General features: G+C 73.6%; 18 protein-coding genes. 5 read left to right on the top strand and 13 right to left on the bottom strand.

Features of this window, described 5'->3' with window-relative positions; all coding sequences use genetic code 11:
* Positions 1-390 precede the first annotated feature (390 nt).
* A complete protein-coding gene (gene trpS, locus ACFWZH_RS11600) occupies positions 391-1404 on the top strand; it encodes a tryptophan--tRNA ligase (RefSeq protein ID WP_384428206.1) in 1014 nt (337 codons plus the stop codon).
* A gap of 63 nt (positions 1405-1467) precedes the next feature.
* On the opposite strand, the gene proC is transcribed toward trpS, so the two are convergent.
* The 3 genes from proC to ACFWZH_RS11585 all read right to left on the bottom strand — a co-directional run bounded on the left by proC (position 1468) and on the right by ACFWZH_RS11585 (position 3965).
* Positions 1468-2277 (bottom strand): pyrroline-5-carboxylate reductase, encoded by an 810-nt coding sequence (gene proC, locus ACFWZH_RS11595; RefSeq protein ID WP_384428177.1) that lies wholly within the window; start codon positions 2275-2277, stop codon positions 1468-1470.
* Between the two features lie 99 nt (positions 2278-2376).
* Positions 2377-3162 carry an ABC transporter permease gene (locus tag ACFWZH_RS11590; protein ID WP_384428175.1) on the bottom strand — a complete coding sequence of 262 codons (786 nt, stop codon included), beginning with the start codon at positions 3160-3162 and terminating at the stop codon, positions 2377-2379.
* Positions 3159-3965 carry an ABC transporter ATP-binding protein gene (locus ACFWZH_RS11585; RefSeq protein WP_384428173.1) on the bottom strand — a complete coding sequence of 269 codons (807 nt, stop codon included), beginning with the start codon at positions 3963-3965 and terminating at the stop codon, positions 3159-3161. Before ACFWZH_RS11585 ends, ACFWZH_RS11590 begins: the two co-directional genes overlap by 4 nt.
* A 252-nt stretch (positions 3966-4217) precedes the next feature.
* Here ACFWZH_RS11585 and ACFWZH_RS11580 point away from each other — a divergent pair, with 252 nt between their 5' ends.
* The 3 genes from ACFWZH_RS11580 (at position 4218) to ACFWZH_RS11570 (ending at position 7920) form a co-directional block, all read left to right on the top strand.
* Positions 4218-4619: a hypothetical protein gene (locus tag ACFWZH_RS11580; protein WP_384428171.1), complete on the top strand. Its 402-nt coding sequence runs from the start codon at positions 4218-4220 to the stop codon at positions 4617-4619.
* Positions 4620-4847: 228 nt separating this feature from the next.
* Positions 4848-6425: a SulP family inorganic anion transporter gene (locus tag ACFWZH_RS11575; RefSeq protein WP_384428169.1), complete on the top strand. Its 1578-nt coding sequence runs from the start codon at positions 4848-4850 to the stop codon at positions 6423-6425.
* An 85-nt stretch (positions 6426-6510) separates the two neighbouring features.
* Complete coding sequence (locus tag ACFWZH_RS11570) at positions 6511-7920, top strand: M1 family metallopeptidase (protein WP_384428167.1); 1410 nt, start codon at positions 6511-6513, stop codon at positions 7918-7920.
* Between the two features lie 98 nt (positions 7921-8018).
* On the opposite strand, the gene ACFWZH_RS11565 is transcribed toward ACFWZH_RS11570, so the two are convergent.
* The 7 genes from ACFWZH_RS11565 to ACFWZH_RS11535 form a co-directional block, all read right to left on the bottom strand.
* Positions 8019-8513 carry a glycine-rich domain-containing protein gene (locus ACFWZH_RS11565; RefSeq protein ID WP_384428165.1) on the bottom strand — a complete coding sequence of 165 codons (495 nt, stop codon included), beginning with the start codon at positions 8511-8513 and terminating at the stop codon, positions 8019-8021.
* A 113-nt stretch (positions 8514-8626) separates the two neighbouring features.
* Positions 8627-9175, bottom strand: coding sequence for an SRPBCC family protein (locus ACFWZH_RS11560; RefSeq protein WP_384428163.1), 549 nt, complete (start codon positions 9173-9175; stop codon positions 8627-8629).
* A 54-nt stretch (positions 9176-9229) separates the two neighbouring features.
* A complete protein-coding gene (locus tag ACFWZH_RS11555; RefSeq protein WP_384428161.1) occupies positions 9230-9847 on the bottom strand; it encodes a TetR/AcrR family transcriptional regulator in 618 nt (205 codons plus the stop codon).
* 53 nt (positions 9848-9900) lie between these two features.
* Positions 9901-11001: an NAD(P)/FAD-dependent oxidoreductase gene (locus tag ACFWZH_RS11550; protein WP_384428159.1), complete on the bottom strand. Its 1101-nt coding sequence runs from the start codon at positions 10999-11001 to the stop codon at positions 9901-9903.
* 167 nt (positions 11002-11168) lie between these two features.
* Positions 11169-12146: an RNA polymerase sigma factor SigJ gene (gene sigJ / locus ACFWZH_RS11545; protein WP_384428157.1), complete on the bottom strand. Its 978-nt coding sequence runs from the start codon at positions 12144-12146 to the stop codon at positions 11169-11171.
* 134 nt (positions 12147-12280) lie between these two features.
* On the bottom strand, positions 12281-12832 hold the full coding sequence (locus ACFWZH_RS11540; RefSeq protein ID WP_384428155.1) for a hypothetical protein: 552 nt from the start codon (positions 12830-12832) through the stop codon (positions 12281-12283).
* Between the two features lie 70 nt (positions 12833-12902).
* Complete coding sequence (locus ACFWZH_RS11535) at positions 12903-13229, bottom strand: peptidase (protein WP_384428153.1); 327 nt, start codon at positions 13227-13229, stop codon at positions 12903-12905.
* A 158-nt stretch (positions 13230-13387) separates the two neighbouring features.
* On the opposite strand from ACFWZH_RS11535, the gene ACFWZH_RS11530 reads away from it, so the two are divergent.
* Entirely contained in the window at positions 13388-15721 is a 2334-nt protein-coding gene (locus tag ACFWZH_RS11530) for a serine/threonine-protein kinase (RefSeq protein ID WP_384428152.1), read from the top strand.
* A 171-nt stretch (positions 15722-15892) separates the two neighbouring features.
* On the opposite strand, the gene ilvD is transcribed toward ACFWZH_RS11530, so the two are convergent.
* The 3 genes from ilvD to ACFWZH_RS11515 all read right to left on the bottom strand — a co-directional run bounded on the left by ilvD (position 15893) and on the right by ACFWZH_RS11515 (position 19481).
* Positions 15893-17743 carry a dihydroxy-acid dehydratase gene (gene ilvD / locus ACFWZH_RS11525; protein WP_384428150.1) on the bottom strand — a complete coding sequence of 617 codons (1851 nt, stop codon included), beginning with the start codon at positions 17741-17743 and terminating at the stop codon, positions 15893-15895.
* A 284-nt stretch (positions 17744-18027) separates the two neighbouring features.
* Positions 18028-18660: a TetR family transcriptional regulator gene (locus ACFWZH_RS11520; protein ID WP_384428148.1), complete on the bottom strand. Its 633-nt coding sequence runs from the start codon at positions 18658-18660 to the stop codon at positions 18028-18030.
* Positions 18657-19481, bottom strand: a complete 825-nt coding sequence (locus ACFWZH_RS11515; protein ID WP_384428147.1) for a sugar phosphate isomerase/epimerase family protein — start codon at positions 19479-19481, stop codon at positions 18657-18659. The genes ACFWZH_RS11520 and ACFWZH_RS11515 overlap by 4 nt, the downstream gene beginning before the upstream one ends.
* Positions 19482-19587 lie beyond the last annotated feature (106 nt).

Genomic DNA, 19587 nt, shown 5'->3' with positions numbered 1-19587 from the left:
CGTCGGCGCATAATCGCGCCACGGTCCGAATTTCGGCATGCCGAAATTGTTCCCGGTGAGGAGTCGTGCAGTAGTGGTGTGCCGCGAAGCGGCGGATGGTTGTCCGGGGCCGGTCGGCTCCGTGGCAACTCGGAGGACACTACACGAGGGCGTGGGGTTGTTCAAACCCGCGCCGGGCCCGGGTTCGCCGTGTACGTTTGCGGCATGACTACGCATGCGCTCGTACAGCAGTGGTGGCTCGCCTGACGGCGGCCGACCACAGCGCATGCATGACCACGGCCGCCGCTTCGGCGGCCGTTCGCGTATCCCCCTCTCGTAGCCGGCCGGCGAAGTCGGCGGTCCCGACGCGCACTCAGCGGAGTGCGGGAGAGAAGGACGGGCGAGATGGCGATGGCGACGACTGCGGCGGGGCGTACTCGGATCTTCAGCGGGGTGCAGCCCACGGGGCATCTGACGCTGGGGAACTATCTCGGGGCGATGCGGCGGTGGGTCGAGGTGGACCAGCACCGGGCGGATGCGCTGTTCTGCGTGGTGGATCTGCATGCGCTCACCGTCGAGCACGATCCGGCGCGGTTGCGGCGGCTGAGTCGGCAGGCCGCGACGCTGCTGCTGGCCGCCGGGCTGGATCCCGAGCTGTGCACGGTGTTCGCGCAGAGCCAGGTCGATGAGCATGTGCGGCTGTCGTACCTGATGGAGTGCACGGCCTCCGACGGGGAGATGCGGCGCATGATCCAGTACAAGGAGAAGGCCGCGCGGGAGCAGGCGCGGGGTGGGAGTGTGCGGCTGTCGCTGCTGACCTATCCGGCGCTGATGGCGGCGGACATCCTGGCGTACGGGGCGCAGGAGGTGCCAGTAGGGGAGGACCAGGCGCAGCATGTGGAGCTGACGCGGGATCTGGCGGTGCGCTTCAACCAGCGGTACGGGCCCACGTTCGTCGTGCCCAGGGCGACGCATCCGGCGGTGGCGGCGCGGGTGATGGATCTGCAGGAGCCGACGTCCAAGATGGGCAAGTCGCACGCCAGGACGGCGGGGGTGGTGTATTTGCTGGACGAGCCGGAGGTGGTCCGCAAGAAGGTGATGCGGGCGGTCACCGATGGCGGCAGCGATGTCGTCCACGACCGCGCGGAGCGGCCGGGGGTGGCCAATCTCCTGGATGTGCTGGCCGCCTGTACGGATGGGGATCCGGAGCGGCTGGCCGGGGAGTACTCCTCGTACGGGGCGCTGAAGAAGGACACCGCGGAGGCGGTGGTGGAGATGTTGCGGCCGGTGCGGAGCAGGCATGCGGAGCTGGCGGCGGATCCGTCGGCGGTGGACGCGGTGCTGCGCGCCGGGGCGGAGCGGGCCCGGGCGGTCGCCAGGCCGCGGGTGGACGCGGCCTATCGGGCGATGGGGCTGCTGGCCTAGGGCGGGCCGTGGGGCAGCCGGGCCCAGGACCTGTCCGATGGGCCGGCTGCCCCGCCACGGGGGTCAGCCGTTGCCGGTGGCCAGTTCGCGGCTGCGGTCGCGGGCGGCTTCCAGGGCGGCGATCAGGGCGGCGCGGACGCCGTGGTTCTCGAGTTCGCGGATGGCGTTGATGGTGGTGCCGGCCGGGGACGTGACGTTCTCGCGGAGTTTGACGGGGTGTTCGCCGCTGTCGCGGAGCATCACGGCGGCGCCGATGGCGGCCTGGACGATGAGGTCGTGGGCCTTGTCCCGGGGCAGGCCGAGCAGGATGCCGGCGTCGGTCATCGCCTCGACGAGGAAGTAGAAGTACGCCGGGCCGGAGCCGGAGAGGGCGGTGGCGGCGTCCTGCTGGGTCTCGGGGACGCGGAGGGTCTTGCCGACCGTTGCGAAGATCTCCTCGGCGAGGGTGAGGTGGGCGGCGCTGGCGTGGGAGCCGGCGGAGATGACGGACATCGCCTCGTCGACGAGGGCGGGGGTGTTCGTCATGACCCGGACGACGGGGGTGCCGGCGGCCAGGCGCTCCTCGAAGTAGGAGGTGGGGATGCCGGCCGCGCCGCTGATGACCAGGCGGTCGACGGGGACGTGCGGGGCGAGTTCCCGCAGGAGGGTGCCCATGTCCTGCGGCTTGACGGTGAGGATGAGGGTGTCGGCGGACTTCGCGGCCTCGGCGTTGCTGACGGCTTCCACGCCGTAGCGGGCGTGGAGCTGTTCGGCGCGTTCCTGGCGGCGGGCGGTGACCAGAAGGTCGGCGGGCGCCCAGCCGCCTCGGATCATTCCGCTGAGGAGGGCTTCGCCGATTTTTCCGGTGCCGAGTACGGCGACCTTCTGGGTCATGCTGCGGTTCACCTCGCCGGTGGTGCCTGGTCGGTTACGCCGTCATCCTCGCACCCGGGCGGCGCGGGGCGCGGGTGCGTTCCGAGGGCCAAGACGGTGTCACCTCGTACGGCGGCGGAGGGTGGCGGCGCCGAGGGCGAGGACGAGGAGGGCGCAGCCGGTGACGACGATCGCGTCGCGGACGAAGTCGCCGGTGACGTCGGGGTGGTGCAGGACCTCGTTCATGCCGTCGACGGCGTAGGACATCGGCAGGGCGTCGGAGAGCGCTTCGAGGGCGGGGTGCATGGTCTCGCGCGGGGTGAACAGGCCGCAGAGCAGGAGCTGGGGCATCAGGACGGCGGGCAGGAACTGTACGGCCTGGAACTCGGAGGCGGCGAAGGCCGAGACGAAGAGGCCGAGGGCGGTGCCCAGGAGGGCGTCCAGGACGGCGACGAGCAGGAGCAGCCAGGGGGAGCCGACGGTGTCCAGGCCCAGGGCCCACAGGGACAGCGCCGTGGCGAGGGCGGACTGGACGACCGCCAGCAGGCCGAAGGCCAGGGCGTAGCCGCCGATCAGGTCGGCCTTGCCCAGGGGCATGGCGAGCAGGCGTTCCAGGGTGCCCGAGGTGCGTTCGCGCAGGGTGGCGATGGAGGTCACCAGGAACATCGTGATCATCGGGAAGATGCCGAGGAGGGAGGCCCCGATGCTGTCGAAGGTCTCCGGGCGGGCGTCGAAGACGTAGCGGAGCAGGGCGATCATCACGCACGGGACGACCAGCATCATCGCGAGGGTGCGGCGGTCGTGGCGCAGCTGGCGCAGGACCCGGGCGGCGGTGGCCAGGGTGCGGGAGATCGGCGCGGTGCGCGGGCGCAGGGCCGCGGCGGGCAGGGGGGCGGTGGCGGTCATCGGGCCGGCTCCTGGGTGGTGGTGTCGTGGTGCGGGGCGGCGGTCGCGGCCTGGTCGACGAGGTGGAGGAAGGCGGCCTCGACGGTGGGCGCGCCGGTGCGGTCGCGGAGGGCCTGCGGGGTGTCCTCGGCCAGGAAGCGGCCCTCGCGCATCAGCAGGAGGCGGTCGCAGCGCTCGGCCTCGTCCATGACGTGGGAGGACACCAGGAGGGTGGTGCCCCGGTCGGCGGCGAGGGTGTGGAAGAGGTTCCACAGGTCGCGGCGGAGGACGGGGTCCAGGCCGACGGTGGGTTCGTCGAGGACGAGGAGTTCGGGGGCGCCGAGGAGGGCCACCGCGAGGGAGACCCGGCTGCGCTGGCCGCCGGAGAGGCGGCCGGCGAGGACGTCGGCGTGGCGGGTGAGGTCGACGTCGGCGATGGCGCGGGCGACGCCGGTGCGGCGGTGGTCGCGGGCGGCGCGGCCGGGGTGCAGGACCGCGGCGAAGTAGTCGAGGTTCTGGCGGACCGTGAGGTCGTCGTAGACGGACGGGTCCTGGGTGACGTAGCCGATGCGGGGGCGCAGTGCGGGGGCGCCCGCGGGGTGGCCGAGGACGTCGAGGGTGCCGGTGACGTGGGCCTGGGTGCCGACGACGGCGCGCAGGAGGGTGGATTTGCCGCAGCCGGAGGGGCCGAGGAGGCCGGTGATGCGGCCGCGGGGGACGTGGCAGGTGAGGGCGTCGAGGACGGTGCGGCCGCCTCGGACGACGGTGAGGTCGTGGGCGTGGACGGCCGGCTCGGCGGCGGCACCGTCACGGTAATTCATCATGTGATGAATAATGCGCCGGGTGGGGTGGGGCGTCAAGCGTTGGGCCATTGGGGTGAACAACCCAGCGGAGTGGCGCGCAATACAGCGCGTTGAAGCACGGATCGCACTTTGGCGGCCGCCGGCGCGAACGGAACCCTTCCCTCCTGTCCGATAACTCCGTATTCACAGGTCGATCACATATCGACTTGCGGCGGGGCCTGCCGGGCTCGACACAATGGGGTGACCTGTCCAGCCGCGCCGAAAGGGGCGTCGATGGCGAAGATCCAGGTGGGCCGTTTCGTGCGGCTCCTGTTGATCCTCATGGCCGTCGTCCTGGCCCTGCCGACCGCCGCCGACGGCGCGTTCGGAACCGACGCGGCGGCCGCGCCCGCCAGGAACAGCGCCTCCGGTGCCGGCTCCGCGAACGCCGCCCCGGTGGCCTCGGACCCCTCCGAGGACCCGGAAGCCGCCCTCGGCCGCTGTCTGCCACGCCGCGGCGGGCGCTCCGCGGCCACGTTCCGCGTGCCCGCACCGCCCGGCACGGCCGTGTCGACCGACGCTCCCGTACGGACCGACGGCGGGCTGAGCCTGGCCGCCCCGCTGACCGGGCGTCAGGCCGTGCCCGTGTCGAGATCGGGCGAGCTGCCGGTCCACCACCTCGTCTTCCGCTGCTGAGCACGGCGAGCTGAGAGCTGCCCCAGGGCCTTCCCCGGCCCGCGCATCCCGACGGATCCAGCCGTCATCGCCACACCCTTCATGGCGCGCGCCGCACGGCACCGCACGGCAGCCGGCCCACAGCAGGCCGGCCCCGGTCGCCCTGCGCCTGTTTGCCGTGCCCGATTCCGGGCCGGTGCCGGTATCCGCGCGTGCGCCGCCGTATCTCTCTTCCGCTGGAGGCACGTCATGCGTAGGTTCCGTATTGCCCGCTCACACCCGTCCCGTCAGTCGATATCCCCCCGGGCCACCCGCTCGGCGCGGCCTTCGCTGTCGGTCCTGCGCGCCGACTTCACCGCTTCGCTCGTCGTCTTCCTCGTCGCCGTCCCGCTGTGTGTCGGGGTGGCCGTCGCCTCCGGGGTGCCGGCCGAGCTGGGGCTGCTCACCGGGATCGTCGGGGGGCTGCTCACCGGGCTGCTGCCGGGCAGCAGTCTGCAGGTCAGCGGGCCGGCCGCCGGGCTGACCGTGCTGGTCTACGAGGCCGTGCAGGAGTACGGGCTCGGCACGCTGGGCGCGCTGGTGCTGATCGCCGGGCTGCTGCAGCTGGTCATGGGAGCGCTGCGGCTGGGCCGCTGGTTTCGGGCCATCTCGGTCGCGGTCGTCCAGGGAATGCTGGCCGGTATCGGACTGGTGCTGATCGCCGGGCAGTTGTACACCCTGGTGGACGCCGAGGCGCCCGGTGGCGGCCCGGCGAACCTGGCCGGGCTGCCGCGGCTCGCGGCGGATACCGCCGGGTCGCAGACCGCGCTGACGGCGCTGGCGATCGGCGCCTCGACCATGGTGCTGCTGGCGCTGTGGCCACGGTGGCGGCGGGCGGCGCGGGTGCTGCCGGCGCCGCTGGTGGCGGTGGCCCTGGCGACCGCCGTGGTGTTCGTCTGGGACCTGCCGGTGGCGCGGGTCGAGGTGCAGGGCCTGCTGGATGTCGTACAGCCGCCGGGCGGGGCGGACTTCGCGCGGCTGGTGGAGGCGGGGGCGGTGGCCGGTGCGCTGGGCACCGTGCTCGCCTTCACGCTGATCGCGTCGGCGGAGTCGCTGTTCAGCGCGGCCGCGGTGGACCGGCTGCACGACGGGCCGAAGACCGACTACGACAAGGAGCTGATGGCGCAGGGCGCCGGCAACACGGTCTGCGGGCTGCTCGGCGCGCTGCCGATGACCGCGGTGATCGTGCGCAGCTCCGCGAACGTGCGGGCCGGGGCGCGGACGAAGGCGTCCCGGGTGCTGCACGGGGTGTGGCTGCTGGTCTTCGCGGCGGCGTTCCCGGCGGCGCTGGGCTCGGTGCCGATCGCGGCGCTGGCCGGTGTGCTGGTGCACGCGGGCTGGAAGCTGCTGCCGGTCAAGGAGTGGCGCCCGCTGTGGCGGGAGCACCGGGGTGAGGCCGTGGTGCTGGCCGCCACCGCGGTGGCGATCGTGGCCACCAACATGTTCGAGGGGGTGCTGCTGGGGCTGCTGATGGCGATCGCCAAGTCGGCGTGGGCGACCTCGCACGTGCACCTGGAGATCGTGGGACTGGAGGAGCCCGAGGGGACGTCCGCGCCGGGCTCTCGACGTCCCGTCCGCGTACGGGCCGTCGGCAACGCCACCTTCCTGCGGCTGCCCAGGCTGCTCGACCAGTTGGAGGCGCTGCCCCGGGACCGGGAGATCGAGCTGGACCTGTCCGGGCTGCGCCACCTCGACCACGCGTGTGCGGCCGCGCTCGGCAACTGGGAGGAGCAGCGCCGCGGCCCGGAGGGAACCGCGCAGCACACCGCGCCGTCCGTCGCCCCGTAATGCGCTCCAAGCGGTAGTGGAGGGGCGTAGCGGCGGAAATGACCGTAGGGTCGGGGAACTTGTGATCACCGACCCTAGGAGCGCTGTGAACCGCCGGCCCCTTCGCTGCTGCGGTGCGACCGCGGCCCTGTCCGTCGCCCTGCTGCTGTCCTCGTGCACGAGCGCGGCCGTCAGCGCCCAGGGGACGGCGGGCAGCGGCGGGGTGGGCGACCCGCTCTTCCCGGCGCTGGGCAACGGCGGCTACCAGGTCGGCCATTACGGGCTCGATCTCGACTACGACGTCAAGCACCGGCACCTGGACGCCACCGCCGAGATCACCGCCCGGGCCACGCAGGACCTGCGCTCGTTCAAGCTGGATCTGCAGGGGCTGCGGGTGTCCGCCGTCCGGGTCGACGGCGAGGACGCCGCGTTCTCCCGCAAGGGGCACAAGCTGACGGTGACCCCGCGGGACGGGATCGCCAAGGGCGCGCGGTTCCGTACGACCGTCGACTACGGCGGGACCCCTCAGGAGATGGAGGATCCGGACGGGTCGACGGAGGGCTGGGTCAAGACCGCCGACGGCGCGTTCGTGTCGGGTGAGCCCGCGGGGGCCATGACGTGGTTCCCCGGGAACAACCACCCCGGCGACAAGGCCGCCTACGACTTCAAGATCACCGTGCCGCGGCAGTACACCGCCGTCGCCAACGGGGAGCTGCGGTCGGAGAAGACCTCCAAGGGCAAGGCCACGTTCGAGTGGCACAACCCGCAGCCGATGGCCACCTACCTGGCCACCGCCACCATCGGGAAGTTCGACGTCCGCACGTCCCGCACACCGGAGGGGCTGCCGCTGTACGTCGCGGTGGACCCGGCGGAGGCCGAGGCGAGCAAGGAGCCGCTGGAGCGGCTGCCGGAGATCATCAAGTGGGAGAGCGGGCTGTTCGGGAAGTACCCCTTCTCCTCGGCGGGCGCGATCGTCGACCACACCCCGGAGCGGATCGACTGGTACGCCCTGGAGTCCCAGACCAAGCCGGTCTACGCCGGGGCGCCGGACACCGTGACCGTGGTGCACGAGATGGCCCACCAGTGGTTCGGCGACTCGGTGACGCCGAAGACCTGGCGGGACACCTGGCTCAACGAGGGCTTCGCGACCTACGCCGAGTGGCTGTGGGAGGAGCACGAGGGCGGCAAGACGCCGCAGCAGCAGTTCGACGCGCTCTACGCGGACGACGAGGACGGCGAGCGCTGGGAGTTCCCCGCGGGCAAGCCGGCCGGGCCGAAGGACGTGACCGGGACGCCCGTCTACGAGCGCGGCGCGATGGTGCTCCAGCAGCTGCGCAAGGCCGTCGGCGACAAGACCTTCTTCAAGATCCTCAAGGAGTGGCCCACCGAGCACCGCCACGGCAACGCCGATTCGAAGGACTTCATCGCCTTCTGCCAGGCGCGCACGGACGTGGACCTGAAGGACCTGTTCGACGACTGGCTCTACGGCAAGGGCAAGCCTGACTGGGAGTACTGAGCGACGAGGACCACGAAGCGGCCGCCCGCCCGCACACGCACGCACACCGCGGACGGCCGCCGGCTCCTTAAGGCGCGCGGTCCTGCCCGGGGCGGGACCTACTCGCCCCCTCCCCCGCCGCAGGACGAGCCGCACGACGACCCGCAGGACGAGGTGCCGCAGCCGCCGCCCGGGTGGGGCTTGCGCCGGCACTTCGCCCCCGCCGGGGCGAGCGGGCCCGTCGAGGACGGCCACAGTTCCTTGTCCGCGCTGAACCCCGCCTCCTCGATCAGGGCCACGGTCGGCAGGTGTCCGTCCGCGCCGTGCCCCGAGGCGCCGGGTTCATCGGGGTAGTGGTGCACGAAGCGCCCGAGCCGGGCGCACAGCTCGGCGTACCGGGCCGTGTGCAGAATGAGGGCGTGCCACCCCTCGTCGACCAGGCGCGAGGGCCGGAGGGAGGCCTCCGGGAACTTCGCGGCGGCCACGACGAACTTGAGGGCCTCGGTCACCACCCGTCCGGCCGTCGGCTCGTCCATGCCGGGGTTGTTGTCCATGACCGTGGCGACGACACCACTGAACGCCTCAGGAGCGAGTAAGCCGCGTACCTCGTGCATGTGCGTGCCTTCCTTCCTGGTGTGGTTCCGCTGGGCCCGCCTCGGCCCACGGCCCGCCGGGACCTCTCGGGCCGGGGCGGGAGTCGCTGCGCCCGGTCGCCCCGCGCGCCGCTTCACCCCACGCGGCGCTCGCCGTGCTCCGGGCTGTCGGCGGCGCCGGCCGGGGGTGACTCCAGATGGCGCTTGAGGCGCTGCAGCGTGCTGCCGATGTGGGTGTGGTTGGCGCCGACGCGGTCGAAGACGCCGGTGACCAGGAGGGCGACGGGGAGGAACCACAGCGGCACCCGGAGCCAGTTGGTCTCGGTGACGGTGCAGCCCTGCGCCGCGGGCGCGATGTCGTACTGCCAGCGGGAGATGGGGACGCCGGGCGGTGCCGTCACCTCGTAGGCGAAGCGCCGGCCCGGATCGGCGTCCGTGATCCGGCAGTCGGTGTACCAGCGGCGCAGGCCGTTGCGGTTGTGGCCGCGGAAGCGGGCGCCCACCGCGGGGGCCGTGGCGCCGCCCAGCCAGCGGGCGCGGTGCGCCTCCTCGCCGAGCCGGATCATCACGAGCGGGTCGCTGATGACGCGGTACGCCTCGGCCGGGGACACCTCGATCGTCACCGTGCCGGAGGCCGCGGGGTCGGGGAATCTCGGGATGCGTGACGGGCGCGGTAGGGGCATCTCACCCTCCTCGGCTGATGTGATCGGCGATTACATCAGCGGGCGGGGTGGGGGTCAAGGCCCCGCGGGGCCGGGGGAGTTGGCGATGCCCGTACCGAAGGTGTCCAGGACCTGCTCGGCCAGCTGCTCCGCCCGGTCCGGTGGCAGATATCCGTCGACGATCATCTGCGACAGGCCGTAGACCAGGGCCTGCCCCGCCAGGCCGACCGCCGCGGGATCGCCCGGGCGCAGCACTCCGGCCTTCTGGTCGGCGACGATGACGTCGGTGAAGGCCCGTTCGATGTCGGTCAGGCGCTGGTGCAGTTCGGCCGGCCGGCCGTCGGCGAACACCCTGGTCCTGATCAGCTCGAAGCGGCGCGGGTGGCGGATCGCGAAGCGGACGAAGCCCAGGCCGAAGGCGCGCATCACGGAACCCTCGGCGCCGGCGACCATGCCGATCTGCCACTGTGCGAAGTCGGCCAGGATCCGGTCGGCGACCGCCGTCAGCAGCGCCTGCCGGTCGGCGAAGTGCCTGAAGGGCGCGCCCGGCGACACCCCCGCCCGGCGTGCGACCTCACGTACGGTCACCTGGTCCATCCCGCGCTCGTCCAGGAGCTCGATCGCCGCCGCGGTGAGCGCGGCGGGGAGGTCGCCGTGGTGATAACCGGCGCGTTCGGTGGTCTTGCCCGTCATGCACGCAGTGCTACCACACGCCCCGCGCGGCGGCCCGGCCCACCGGACAGCCCCTAGCCCATGCCCGGGATCCACCGCACGGCGCCCGGGTGGCGGGCCGTCAGTTTCAGCAGGCGGAGGGTGGAGCGGACCACCTGCTCCTTGACGCGGGCGGCCGGACGGCCCGTCAGCGCCCGTTCGCGCGGGGTGTCGTCGGCCCGTACGGACTGGACCAGGCCGTCGCGCCGGCCCAGGCTCACGCACTGGATGACGTAGGCGAACGACAGCGGCGCGGGTTCGACGCCGCGGGACTCGGCGATGATCGCGCCGGCCGCGTGCGCGCCCGTGGGCAGGGCGGTGGCGCAGGCCATCCGCAGGGCCCCGGCGCGGGGCGCCCGGGCCGCGGCCGCGTCGCCCGCCGCGTAGACGTCGGGGTGGCTGACCGAGCGCAGCGCCGCATCGACCCGGATGCGGCCGCTGACCGGATCGGTGTCCAGCCCGGCGTCGTGGGCGAGGCTGCCGGCGGCCCGCATGGCGGCCGTCCACAGCACGGCGTCGGCGTCGACGTCGTGCGCGCCGGCGACATGGCGGCCCTCCTCGACGTGGACGCCCAGCCGGCCCAGGGCGGTACGGACATGGGCCCGGCCGCGGGCCGACAGTCCGCCGCCGATCTCCCCGCCGGTCAGCAGGCGGACCTCCCACCGCGGGTGGGCCTCGGCGATCTCGGCGGCCATCTCGATGCCGGTCAGGCCGCCGCCGACCACGGCCAGCCGGCCCGGCCCGTCCAGCAGCCGCTTGTGCAGGGCCTCGGCGCTCTCGGCGGTGAAGGCGCCTTCACCGGCCCCGCGCGGGTCGGTGTGGCTGCCGAGGGCGTAGACCAGCCGGTCGTAGCCGAGGGTGCGGCCGCTGTCGGTGTGGACGGCGCGGGCGTCCGCGTCGAGGGCGGTGGCCCGGGCGGCGAGGTGCTCGACGCCCGTGCCGTGCAGCAACCGCGCCCGGGAGTGGGCCACTTCGGGGCGGCCGGCGGCCACCTCGTGCTGCCGTACCCGCTCGGTCAACCGGTCGTCGGGGTCGATCAGGGTGACCCGGGCGTACGGGGCGAGCCGCAGCGCGGCCATCATGCCCGCGTAGCCGCCGCCGAGGACCACGACCCGCTGCCTGACCATGCTCTTCATGCCGTCCTCCTGGGGTGGGGGCGCCGTGCCCGGACGGCCGGCGCCGCAAGGAGGACGACGCGGCGGGCCGGAGTGTGACAGCGGCCGGCGGCCCGGAGGGCACGGCCGTCCGGGCCGGTACGGTCACCCGTCGCCGGGCGGCCGCCCGTCCCGCGGCGGCCGCCCGGTCACAGCAGGCCGAAGAGGTCCAGGTGCCCGAGCTTGTCGGGGTTGATCACGGCGTCCACCTCGATGATCCGCCCGTCGTGCACGGTGAAGGCGAACACCCCGGCCTGCCGGCCCGCCGCGTCGGCGAAGACCAGGCCGGTGGCGCCGTTGACGTCCACCAACTCGGCCCGGATCGGCCCGAGTTCGCTGCCCCGCGTCACCAGGCCCCGCGCGTAGCGGGCGACCTTCTCGCGGCCCAGTACCGGCCGGCGGGCGGCGCTGACCTTGCCGCCGCCGTCGGAACGCCAGACGACCTCGGGGTCCAGCACGGCCAGCAGCGCGTCGAGGTCGCCGCCCACGACGGCGGTGAGGAACGCCTCGACGGTGCGGCGGTGCTCCGCGCGGTCCACGGTGCGGCGCGGCGCCTCGGTCCGTACCCGCTTGCGGGCGCGGGAGGCCAGCTGCCGTACGGAGTCCGGGGTGCGGCCGACCGCCTCGGCGATCTCAGGGAAGGGCACCGCGAAGACGTCGTGCAGGATGAAGGAGGTGCGCTCGGCCGGGGTGAGCCGCTCCAGGACGGTCAGCAGGGCCATCCCCACGGATTCGTCGAGCGTGACCCGGTCCTCGGGGCCGGGGCCGCCGGCGCTCTGCGGATCCGGCAGCCGCGCTCCGCCGGCGCCCGCCCCGGTGAGCAGCGGCTCCGGCAGCCAGGGGCCGACATAGGTCTCGCGGCGGGCTCGGGCCGAGCCCAGCAGGTCGTAGCAGATGCGGCTGACGACGGTGGTGAGGAAGCCGCGCGGGCTGACCACCGGCGGCTCGTCGGGCAGCGCCTGCCAGCGCAGCCAGGTCTCCTGCACGGCGTCGTCGGCGTCGGTGACGGTGCCCATGATCCGGTAGGCGATGGCCCACAGCCGTCCGCGCTGCTCCTCGAACTGCGCCAGCCGGTCGCCGGCCGGCGTGTCCAGGTTGTCGTCCGCGCTCGTCCGCGGCTGTGCCATGGGTCCGCTCCTCGGGTGTCGTACGCGATCGCCCGCCGTCGTGCGCGACCGCTGCTCGCCGTGCTCCTGCCCTAAGGACGACGCGGGCGGGCGCACTGTGACACCCGGCCGGGCGCGCGGGGCCGCCCACCGCCTCAGCGGCGCCTGCCGGACTTCTTCTTCGCGGCCGGGGTGCTCTTGGCGGCCGGGTTGCCGGTGCGGGCTCCGCGGCGGCGCGCGTGGCGCTCGCGGGCCGCCGTGTACTCGGCGCGGTGCAGCTTCTCGCCGGGGGCCTCCAGGAGGCTGCGGCAGAAGTACGCGAGCAGCGAGCCGATGAAGCCGATCAGCATCAGGCTCTGCCCGGACGAGGCGGCGGCGCCGCGGGCGGCCGCGTCCGGGCGGCGCACGAAGCCGTCCCAGGTGCGGCGGAAGGCCAGTGCGCTGCAGATGGCGAAGCCGGCGACGACGAGGATGCCGACGAACGGGCCGACGGCGGCGATCTCCAGGCCCTGGAAGGCGAACCGCAGCACGACCGCGCCGACCGCGGCGAGCGCGAGCGAGCCCGCCGCGACGCCGGCCCGGCGCAGCGCGTAGCCACCGTCGTGGTGGACCCAGGTGGTGCCGAAGAACCGGATCTCCTCCGGTGCGGGGCCGCCGTCGGGGCCGCCGCGCTCGGGGCTCGCGGCGGGGGTCTGCGCATCGCTCATGGCTCGATTATCCCCGCCGGGCCGCACGGGCCCGGGCCGTGCCCCGTCCGCGCCGGGGCGCCGGCCGTGCTCAGTCGCCCATGCAGCGCGGCGCGACCATCACATCGCTGCCCGTGCGGACGTAGGTGTCGGAGACGTACTGGCCGGAGCCGATGTTGTCCCAGACGTCCGAGGTGCCGTACGGGCCGCTGACCCGCTGGCCGTGCCGCTGGCAGCGGATCTCGATCCGCGCGCCCTCCGGCAGCAGGCGGACGACCGGGTAGTTCGTCCCGGGGCCCTTGCGGACCTTGACGCGGTAGCCGGGCGCGATCGGATAGACCAGGCCCCCGGCGGAGGCGGCGGCGAGCGCCTGGCCGTCGACCTGCTCGGGATCGCCCTGGATGTCCTGGGTTGTCATTTCTCGTTCCCCCGTTGATGGTGCCCGTTTGATCATGTTCATTTCCATTCCGCAACGCGCACGCTAGCAAGCTTCGTTCATCTCGTACGCACCATCGACTAGGCTCCGCGCGTCGCACCTGCGACCGAATGGCACGGGAATGACACGGGGGTGGAACCATGCCGTCGCTGCGCGATTCCGGGGTCGGCCCGGAAGCGGAGCGTCCGGAATACGCCGGGCAGTACCGCCTGGAGGCGCGGCTCGGCGCCGGCGGTATGGGCGTGGTCCACCTGGCCCGCTCGTCCTCCGGACTGCTGCTCGCGGTCAAGGTCATCCATGCCGAGTTCGCCCAGGACCCGGAGTTCCGCGGGCGGTTCCGGCAGGAGGTGGCGGCCGCGCGGCGGGTCAGCGGGGCCTTCACCGCGCCCGTCGTGGACGCCGACCCGGATGCCGAACGCCCCTGGATGGCGACCCTCCACATCCCCGGCCCGACGCTTTCGGACCATGTGAAGCGGAGCGGCCCGCTGGCGCCCTGCGAGGTCCGGCAGCTGGCTGCGGGACTCGCCGAGGCGCTGCGCGACATCCATCGTGCCGGGGTGGTGCACCGCGACCTCAAGCCGGGAAACGTGCTGCTGGCCGCCGACGGCCCGAAAGTCATCGACTTCGGCATCTCGCGCCCCTCCGACAGTGAAATGCGCACCGAGACCGGCAAGTTGATCGGCACGCCGCCGTTCATGGCGCCCGAGCAGTTCCAGCGGCCGCGCGAGGTGGGGCCCGCGGCGGACGTCTTCGCGCTGGGTTCGGTGCTGGTGCACGCCGCCACCGGCAGCGGACCGTTCGACTCCGAGAGCCCGTACCTCGTCGCGTATCAGGTGGTGCACGACGAGGCCGATCTGGCGGGCGTGCCGCAGGAGTTGGCCCCGCTGATCGAGAGCTGCCTGGCGAAGGATCCGGCGGACCGCCCGACGCCGGACGCGCTGATGGAGATGCTGCGGACCGACGACCCGGTGGGCCTGGCCGTGGACGGTGAGGTGCGGGGCGCGTGGGACGGCGCGGTGCGGGACGCGGTGCCGGGCGCGTGGGACGGCGCGGTACCGGACGTGCGGATCCCGGAGCAGCGGCGGCCCGTACGGGCCGAGCCCGCCCCGCCGCGGGCCGAGACGACGCATGTGCGGGTGGCCGCCCCCCTCGTCGAACCGGCTCCCGCCGCCGAGCCGGCCCCCGGCACCGACCCGGCCCCTCCCGACGCCCCGGCCGCGCCCGCCTCCGGTCCGCGCCGCGGCGCCCGTTCCCGGAGCCGCCGCTGGCCCCTGTGGGCGGCCCTCGCCCTGGTGGTCACCGGAGCCGGCGCGTTCGCCGGCGTCCGGGCGCTGTCCTCCTCGGGCCCCGGTCAGGACCCGGCGCTGCAGACCCACCCCTCGCGCCCCGGCGAGGGCTTCCGCCCCTGGCACACCACGCTCGTCCAGCGGCCCAAGGGGCACGACGCCGAACTGCCCTTCTGCACCAGCGGATCCGGTGCCGTCTTCTGCGGCCAGACCGGTGTACTGGCCGCCCGGCTCGACCCGGACACCGGCCGGGTGGCGTGGCGGCGCACAGAGGACTCCCCCGGCAGGCACGCCGCCTCACCGGCCGCGCCGGTGCTCTCCGGCGGGCTGCTGTACGTCTTCTCCGCCGACGCCACCCGGCTGCTGGCGCTCGATCCGTCGCCCGGCGGCAAGGGCGCCGTCCGCTGGAGCCGGGACATCACCGGATACGAGGGCGGGGCCGCGGTCATCGGCGACCGGGTCCTGCTGGCGGCCGGGGACGGCACGGTCACCGCGCTGGACAGCGCCACCCACCGCCAACGGTGGCACCGGCGCTACCCCGGCCATCAGCTCCCGCTGTTCGCCGGGCTCGGGGGCCCGCACACCGCCTACGCCGCCGAACCCACCCCCGACGGCAGGGCCTCGCAGGTCACCGCCATCGACGTGGCCGACGGCCGGGTCCGCTGGTCGCGCCGGCTGCCGGGGGTGCTCACGCCGGCCGGGACCGGCCCGTCCGGGGCGCTCTACCTCACCGCCACCGACCCCAAGCTCTCCTACCGCACCACCGCCGTCGTCCGCTACGACCCGGCCACCGGGCACGCCCGCCGCCTGCCGCTGACCGCGCCCCTGGACGGTGTGGCCGCCGTGGTGCACGACGAGACGGTGTACCTGCTGGCCGAGGGCGGTGCGCTGCAGGCCGTCGGGGCCCGTAAGTGGGACACCGAGACCTCCGTCAGCCGGGGCTCGGCTCCCGTGGTGAGCGGCGACCGGCTGTTCTTCACCGCCGCGGACGGCCGGCTGCTGGCGATGGACGCCCGGTCGGGCGCGCTGATCGGGCAGACCCCGCCCCGGCTGACGGCCGCCCGGCACAACGGGTTCGTGGAGTCGCTGCCCGCGCCGCGGGTGGACGGCGCACGGGGCGCGGTCTACGCCGCGGCGCCGGACGGCACGGTGTTCGGCGCGCCGACGAAGGACCCGGCGGGCTGGTGAGGTCCGCGCACCGGCTCCCGGTGACGGCGGCGGGCGCCGGCCTCGTGCCGGACTCCTGGTGCGTCGGCGCCGTCAGGGGCGGGGAGCCGTCCGGCAGTTGACGCTCCGTATGCCCCGATGTGAAGGAGCCCCCCACGGCCGTGGGGGGCTCCTTCACATCGACGGGTGTGCTCAGCCGAGCTTGTTCACGTCCCGCACCGCGCCCTTGTCCGCGCTGGTGGCCATCGCCGCGTAGGCCCGCAGCGCCGCCGACACGTTGCGCTCGCGCTGCTTGGGCGCGTACACGCCGCCCAGGGCCTCCCGGCGGGCGGCCAGCGTCGCGTCGTCCACGAGGAGGTCGATGGACCGGCCCGGGATGTCGATGCGGATGCGGTCGCCGTCCTCGACGAGGGCGATGGTGCCGCCGGACGCCGCCTCGGGGGAGGCGTGGCCGATGGACAGGCCGGACGTGCCGCCGGAGAAGCGGCCGTCGGTGACCAGCGCGCAGGCCTTGCCCAGACCGCGGCCCTTGAGGAACGACGTCGGGTAGAGCATCTCCTGCATGCCGGGGCCGCCCTTGGGGCCCTCGTAGCGGATGACGACGACGTCGCCCTCCTTGATCTGCTTGGTGAGGATCTTGTCGACGGCCTCGTCCTGCGACTCGCAGACCACGGCCGGGCCCTCGAAGGTCCAGATCGACTCGTCGACGCCGGCGGTCTTCACCACGCAGCCGTCCTCGGCGATGTTGCCCTTGAGGACGGCCAGTCCGCCGTCCTTGGAGTAGGCGTGTTCGACGGAGCGGATGCAGCCGCCCTCGGCGTCGGTGTCCAGCGTCTCCCAGCGCTCGGACTGGGAGAAGGCGGTCGCCGAGCGCTTGCAGCCGGGGGCGGCGTGCCACAGCTCGACGGCTTCGGCGGAGGGGGAACCGCCGCGCACGTCCCAGGTCTTGAGGTGCTCGGCGAGGGTCGCGGAGTGGACGGAGTGCACGTCCTCGTTGAGCAGTCCGCCGCGGTAGAGCTCCCCGAGGATCGCGGGGATGCCGCCGGCGCGGTGCACGTCCTCCATGTAGTACGTGCCGCCGGGCGCCACGTTCGGGGCGACCTTGGCCAGGCAGGGGACGCGCCGCGAGACCTCGTCGATGTCCTTGAGGTCGTAGTCCAGCTCGGCCTCCTGGGCGGCGGCGAGCAGATGCAGGATCGTGTTCGTGGAGCCGCCCATGGCGATGTCGAGCGCCATGGCGTTCTCGAAGGCGGCGCGGGTGGCGATGTTGCGCGGCAGGACGGACTCGTCGCCGTCCTCGTAGTAGCGCTTGGTGATCTCCACGACCGTGCGGCCGGCGTTCTCGTAGAGCGCCTTGCGGGCGGTGTGGGTGGCCAGGACCGAGCCGTTGCCGGGCAGCGAGAGGCCGATGGCCTCGGTCAGGCAGTTCATCGAGTTGGCGGTGAACATGCCGGAACACGAACCGCAGGTCGGGCAGGCGTTCTCCTCGATGCGCAGCACGTCCTCGTCCGAGACGCTGTCGTTGACCGAGTCGACGATGGCGTTGATCAGGTCGAGTTTGCGGACCGTGCCGTCGACGAGGGTGGCCTGGCCGGCCTCCATCGGGCCGCCGGAGACGAAGACCACCGGGATGTTCAGCCGCATCGCGGCCATCAGCATGCCGGGGGTGATCTTGTCGCAGTTGGAGATGCAGATCAGCGCGTCGGCGCAGTGCGCCTCGACCATGTACTCGACGGAGTCCGCGATCAGGTCGCGGGAGGGCAGCGAGTAGAGCATGCCGCCGTGGCCCATGGCGATGCCGTCGTCGACGGCGATGGTGTTGAACTCGCGGGGGACGGCGCCGGCGGCCCGGATGGCGTCGGAGACGATCCGGCCGACCGGGGCGAGGTGGGTGTGGCCGGGCACGAACTCGGTGAAGGAGTTGGCCACCGCGACGATCGGCTTGCCGATGTCCTCGCTCGCTACACCCGAGGCCCGCATAAGGGCGCGGGCGCCCGCCATGTTGCGGCCATGGGTAACGGTGCGGGACCTCAGCTCAGGCACGATGGTCACTCCCTCGGAAATCATGTAGCAACTGAGTCCGAGGTTACGCTCTTGATCCAAGATCTGGACGCCGACTCCGGCATGTGAGACGACCGCCCAGAGTGCGGACGGTGTCGGCCTTCCTCGGCAACAGAGGGGGACGCCTTCCCGGCGGTCGTGCGGAATGCCTGCCGGCGGTCGTGCGGAATGCCTGCCGGCACCCCCGCGTTGTGGCCCCGCAGGGGGCCCTCGCATCCCCTACGGGATCCGTTCGCCCCTCCCCTACGGCCCGGGGCCCGCATCCCCTACGGCTGGGTCAGATACCGCTGGAGCGTCGGCGCGACCATCGCGATGATCTCCTCGGTGTCCGCGGAGGCGACCGGGTCCATCTTGATCACATAGCGCAGCAGCGCGATGCCGATGAGGTGGCTCGCGGCGAGCTGCACCCGGAACTCGGGGTCGGGGACGCGCAGTTCGCCCGCCAGCCGCTGCAGCATCCGGCGCTCGATCAGCCCGCGCAGCACCGCCGCCGCGGTGTCGTTGGTCAGCGCCGAACGCATGATCGCCAGCAGCGGCGGCCGGCTGACCGGGTTCTCCCAGACACCGAACATGAAGCGGGCCATCCGCTCGCCGACCTCGGCGCCGCCGCCCGCGAGGGCGTCGGGCATGGTCAGCGCGGGCGCGAAGGACAGCTCGATGGCCGCCGCGAAGACCTGCTCCTTGGTGCCGAAGTAGTGGTGCACCAGCGCCGCATCCACCCCCGCCGCCTTGGCGATACCGCGCACCGAGGTCTTGTCGTAGCCGCGCTCGGCGAACTCGGTACGGGCCGCGGCCAGGATCCGGTCCCGGGCGCCGGGCCCGGCCTCGGCGGCGCCGCGCGGCGGGCGTCCCCGGCGGCGGGCGGGCCGCTCGGGCGACTCGTCCGCGGGCTCGCTCACGAACCCGGCACCCGGCTCGGCGACGCCAGATGCAGCCGGGTGAAGGCCAGCGCCTCGGCCAGGTCGGCCTCGCGTTCGGCGGCGGACATCGCCCGGCGGGTGTTGACCTCGACGACCACATGCCCGTCGAAGCCGGTGGCGGCCAGCCGCTCCAGCACCTCGGCGCAGGGCTGGCTGCCGCGCCCCGGCACCAGGTGCTCGTCCTTGGCGGAGCCGTTGCCGTCGGCGAGGTGGACGTGCGCCAGCCGGTCGCCCATCCGCTCCACCATCGCCAGCGCGTCGTTGCGGGCGGTGGCGGTGTGCGACAGGTCGACGGTGAAGTGCCGGTAGTCGTCGTTGGTGGGGTCCCAGTCCGGGGCGTACGCCAGCATCTCGCGGTCCCGGTAGCGCCACGGGTACATGTTCTCGACGGCGAAGCGCACGTCCGTCTCGCCCGCCATCCGCCACACCCCGCGGACGAACTCCCGGGCGTAGCTGCGCTGCCAGCGGAACGGCGGGTGCACCACCACGGTCGAGGCGCCCAGCTTCTCCGCGGCGTTACGGGCCCGCTGCAGCTTCACCCACGGGTCGGTGGACCAGACCCGTTGGGTGATCAGCAGACACGGCGCGTGGACGGCCAGGACCGGTACGCCGTGGTAGTCGGAGAGCCTGCGCAGCGCCTCGACGTCCTGACTGACCGGGTCGGTCCACACCATGACCTCGACGCCGTCGTAGCCCAGGCGCGCGGCGATCTCGAAGGCCGTCGCCGTCGACTCCGGATACACCGAGGCCGTGGACAGCGCGACCTTCGCATCCGGGATGCGCACCACTGGCTCTGTCACGAGGGACAGCGTACGGGCCGCGCCCGTGCCCGGGGCAGGAGATCCGGACGGCCACCGCCCCTGTCGGCGCAGGTCTCCCCGTCCCGTGGGAGCCCCGTGGCCGGTG

It is taken from the genome of Streptomyces sp. NPDC059008, assembly GCF_042749045.1.
In the GTDB taxonomy this organism is placed as follows: Bacteria; Actinomycetota; Actinomycetes; order Streptomycetales; family Streptomycetaceae; genus Streptomyces.
Note: the sequence above shows the minus strand (reverse complement) of the source record. Positions and strands in the feature narration are given on the sequence as shown.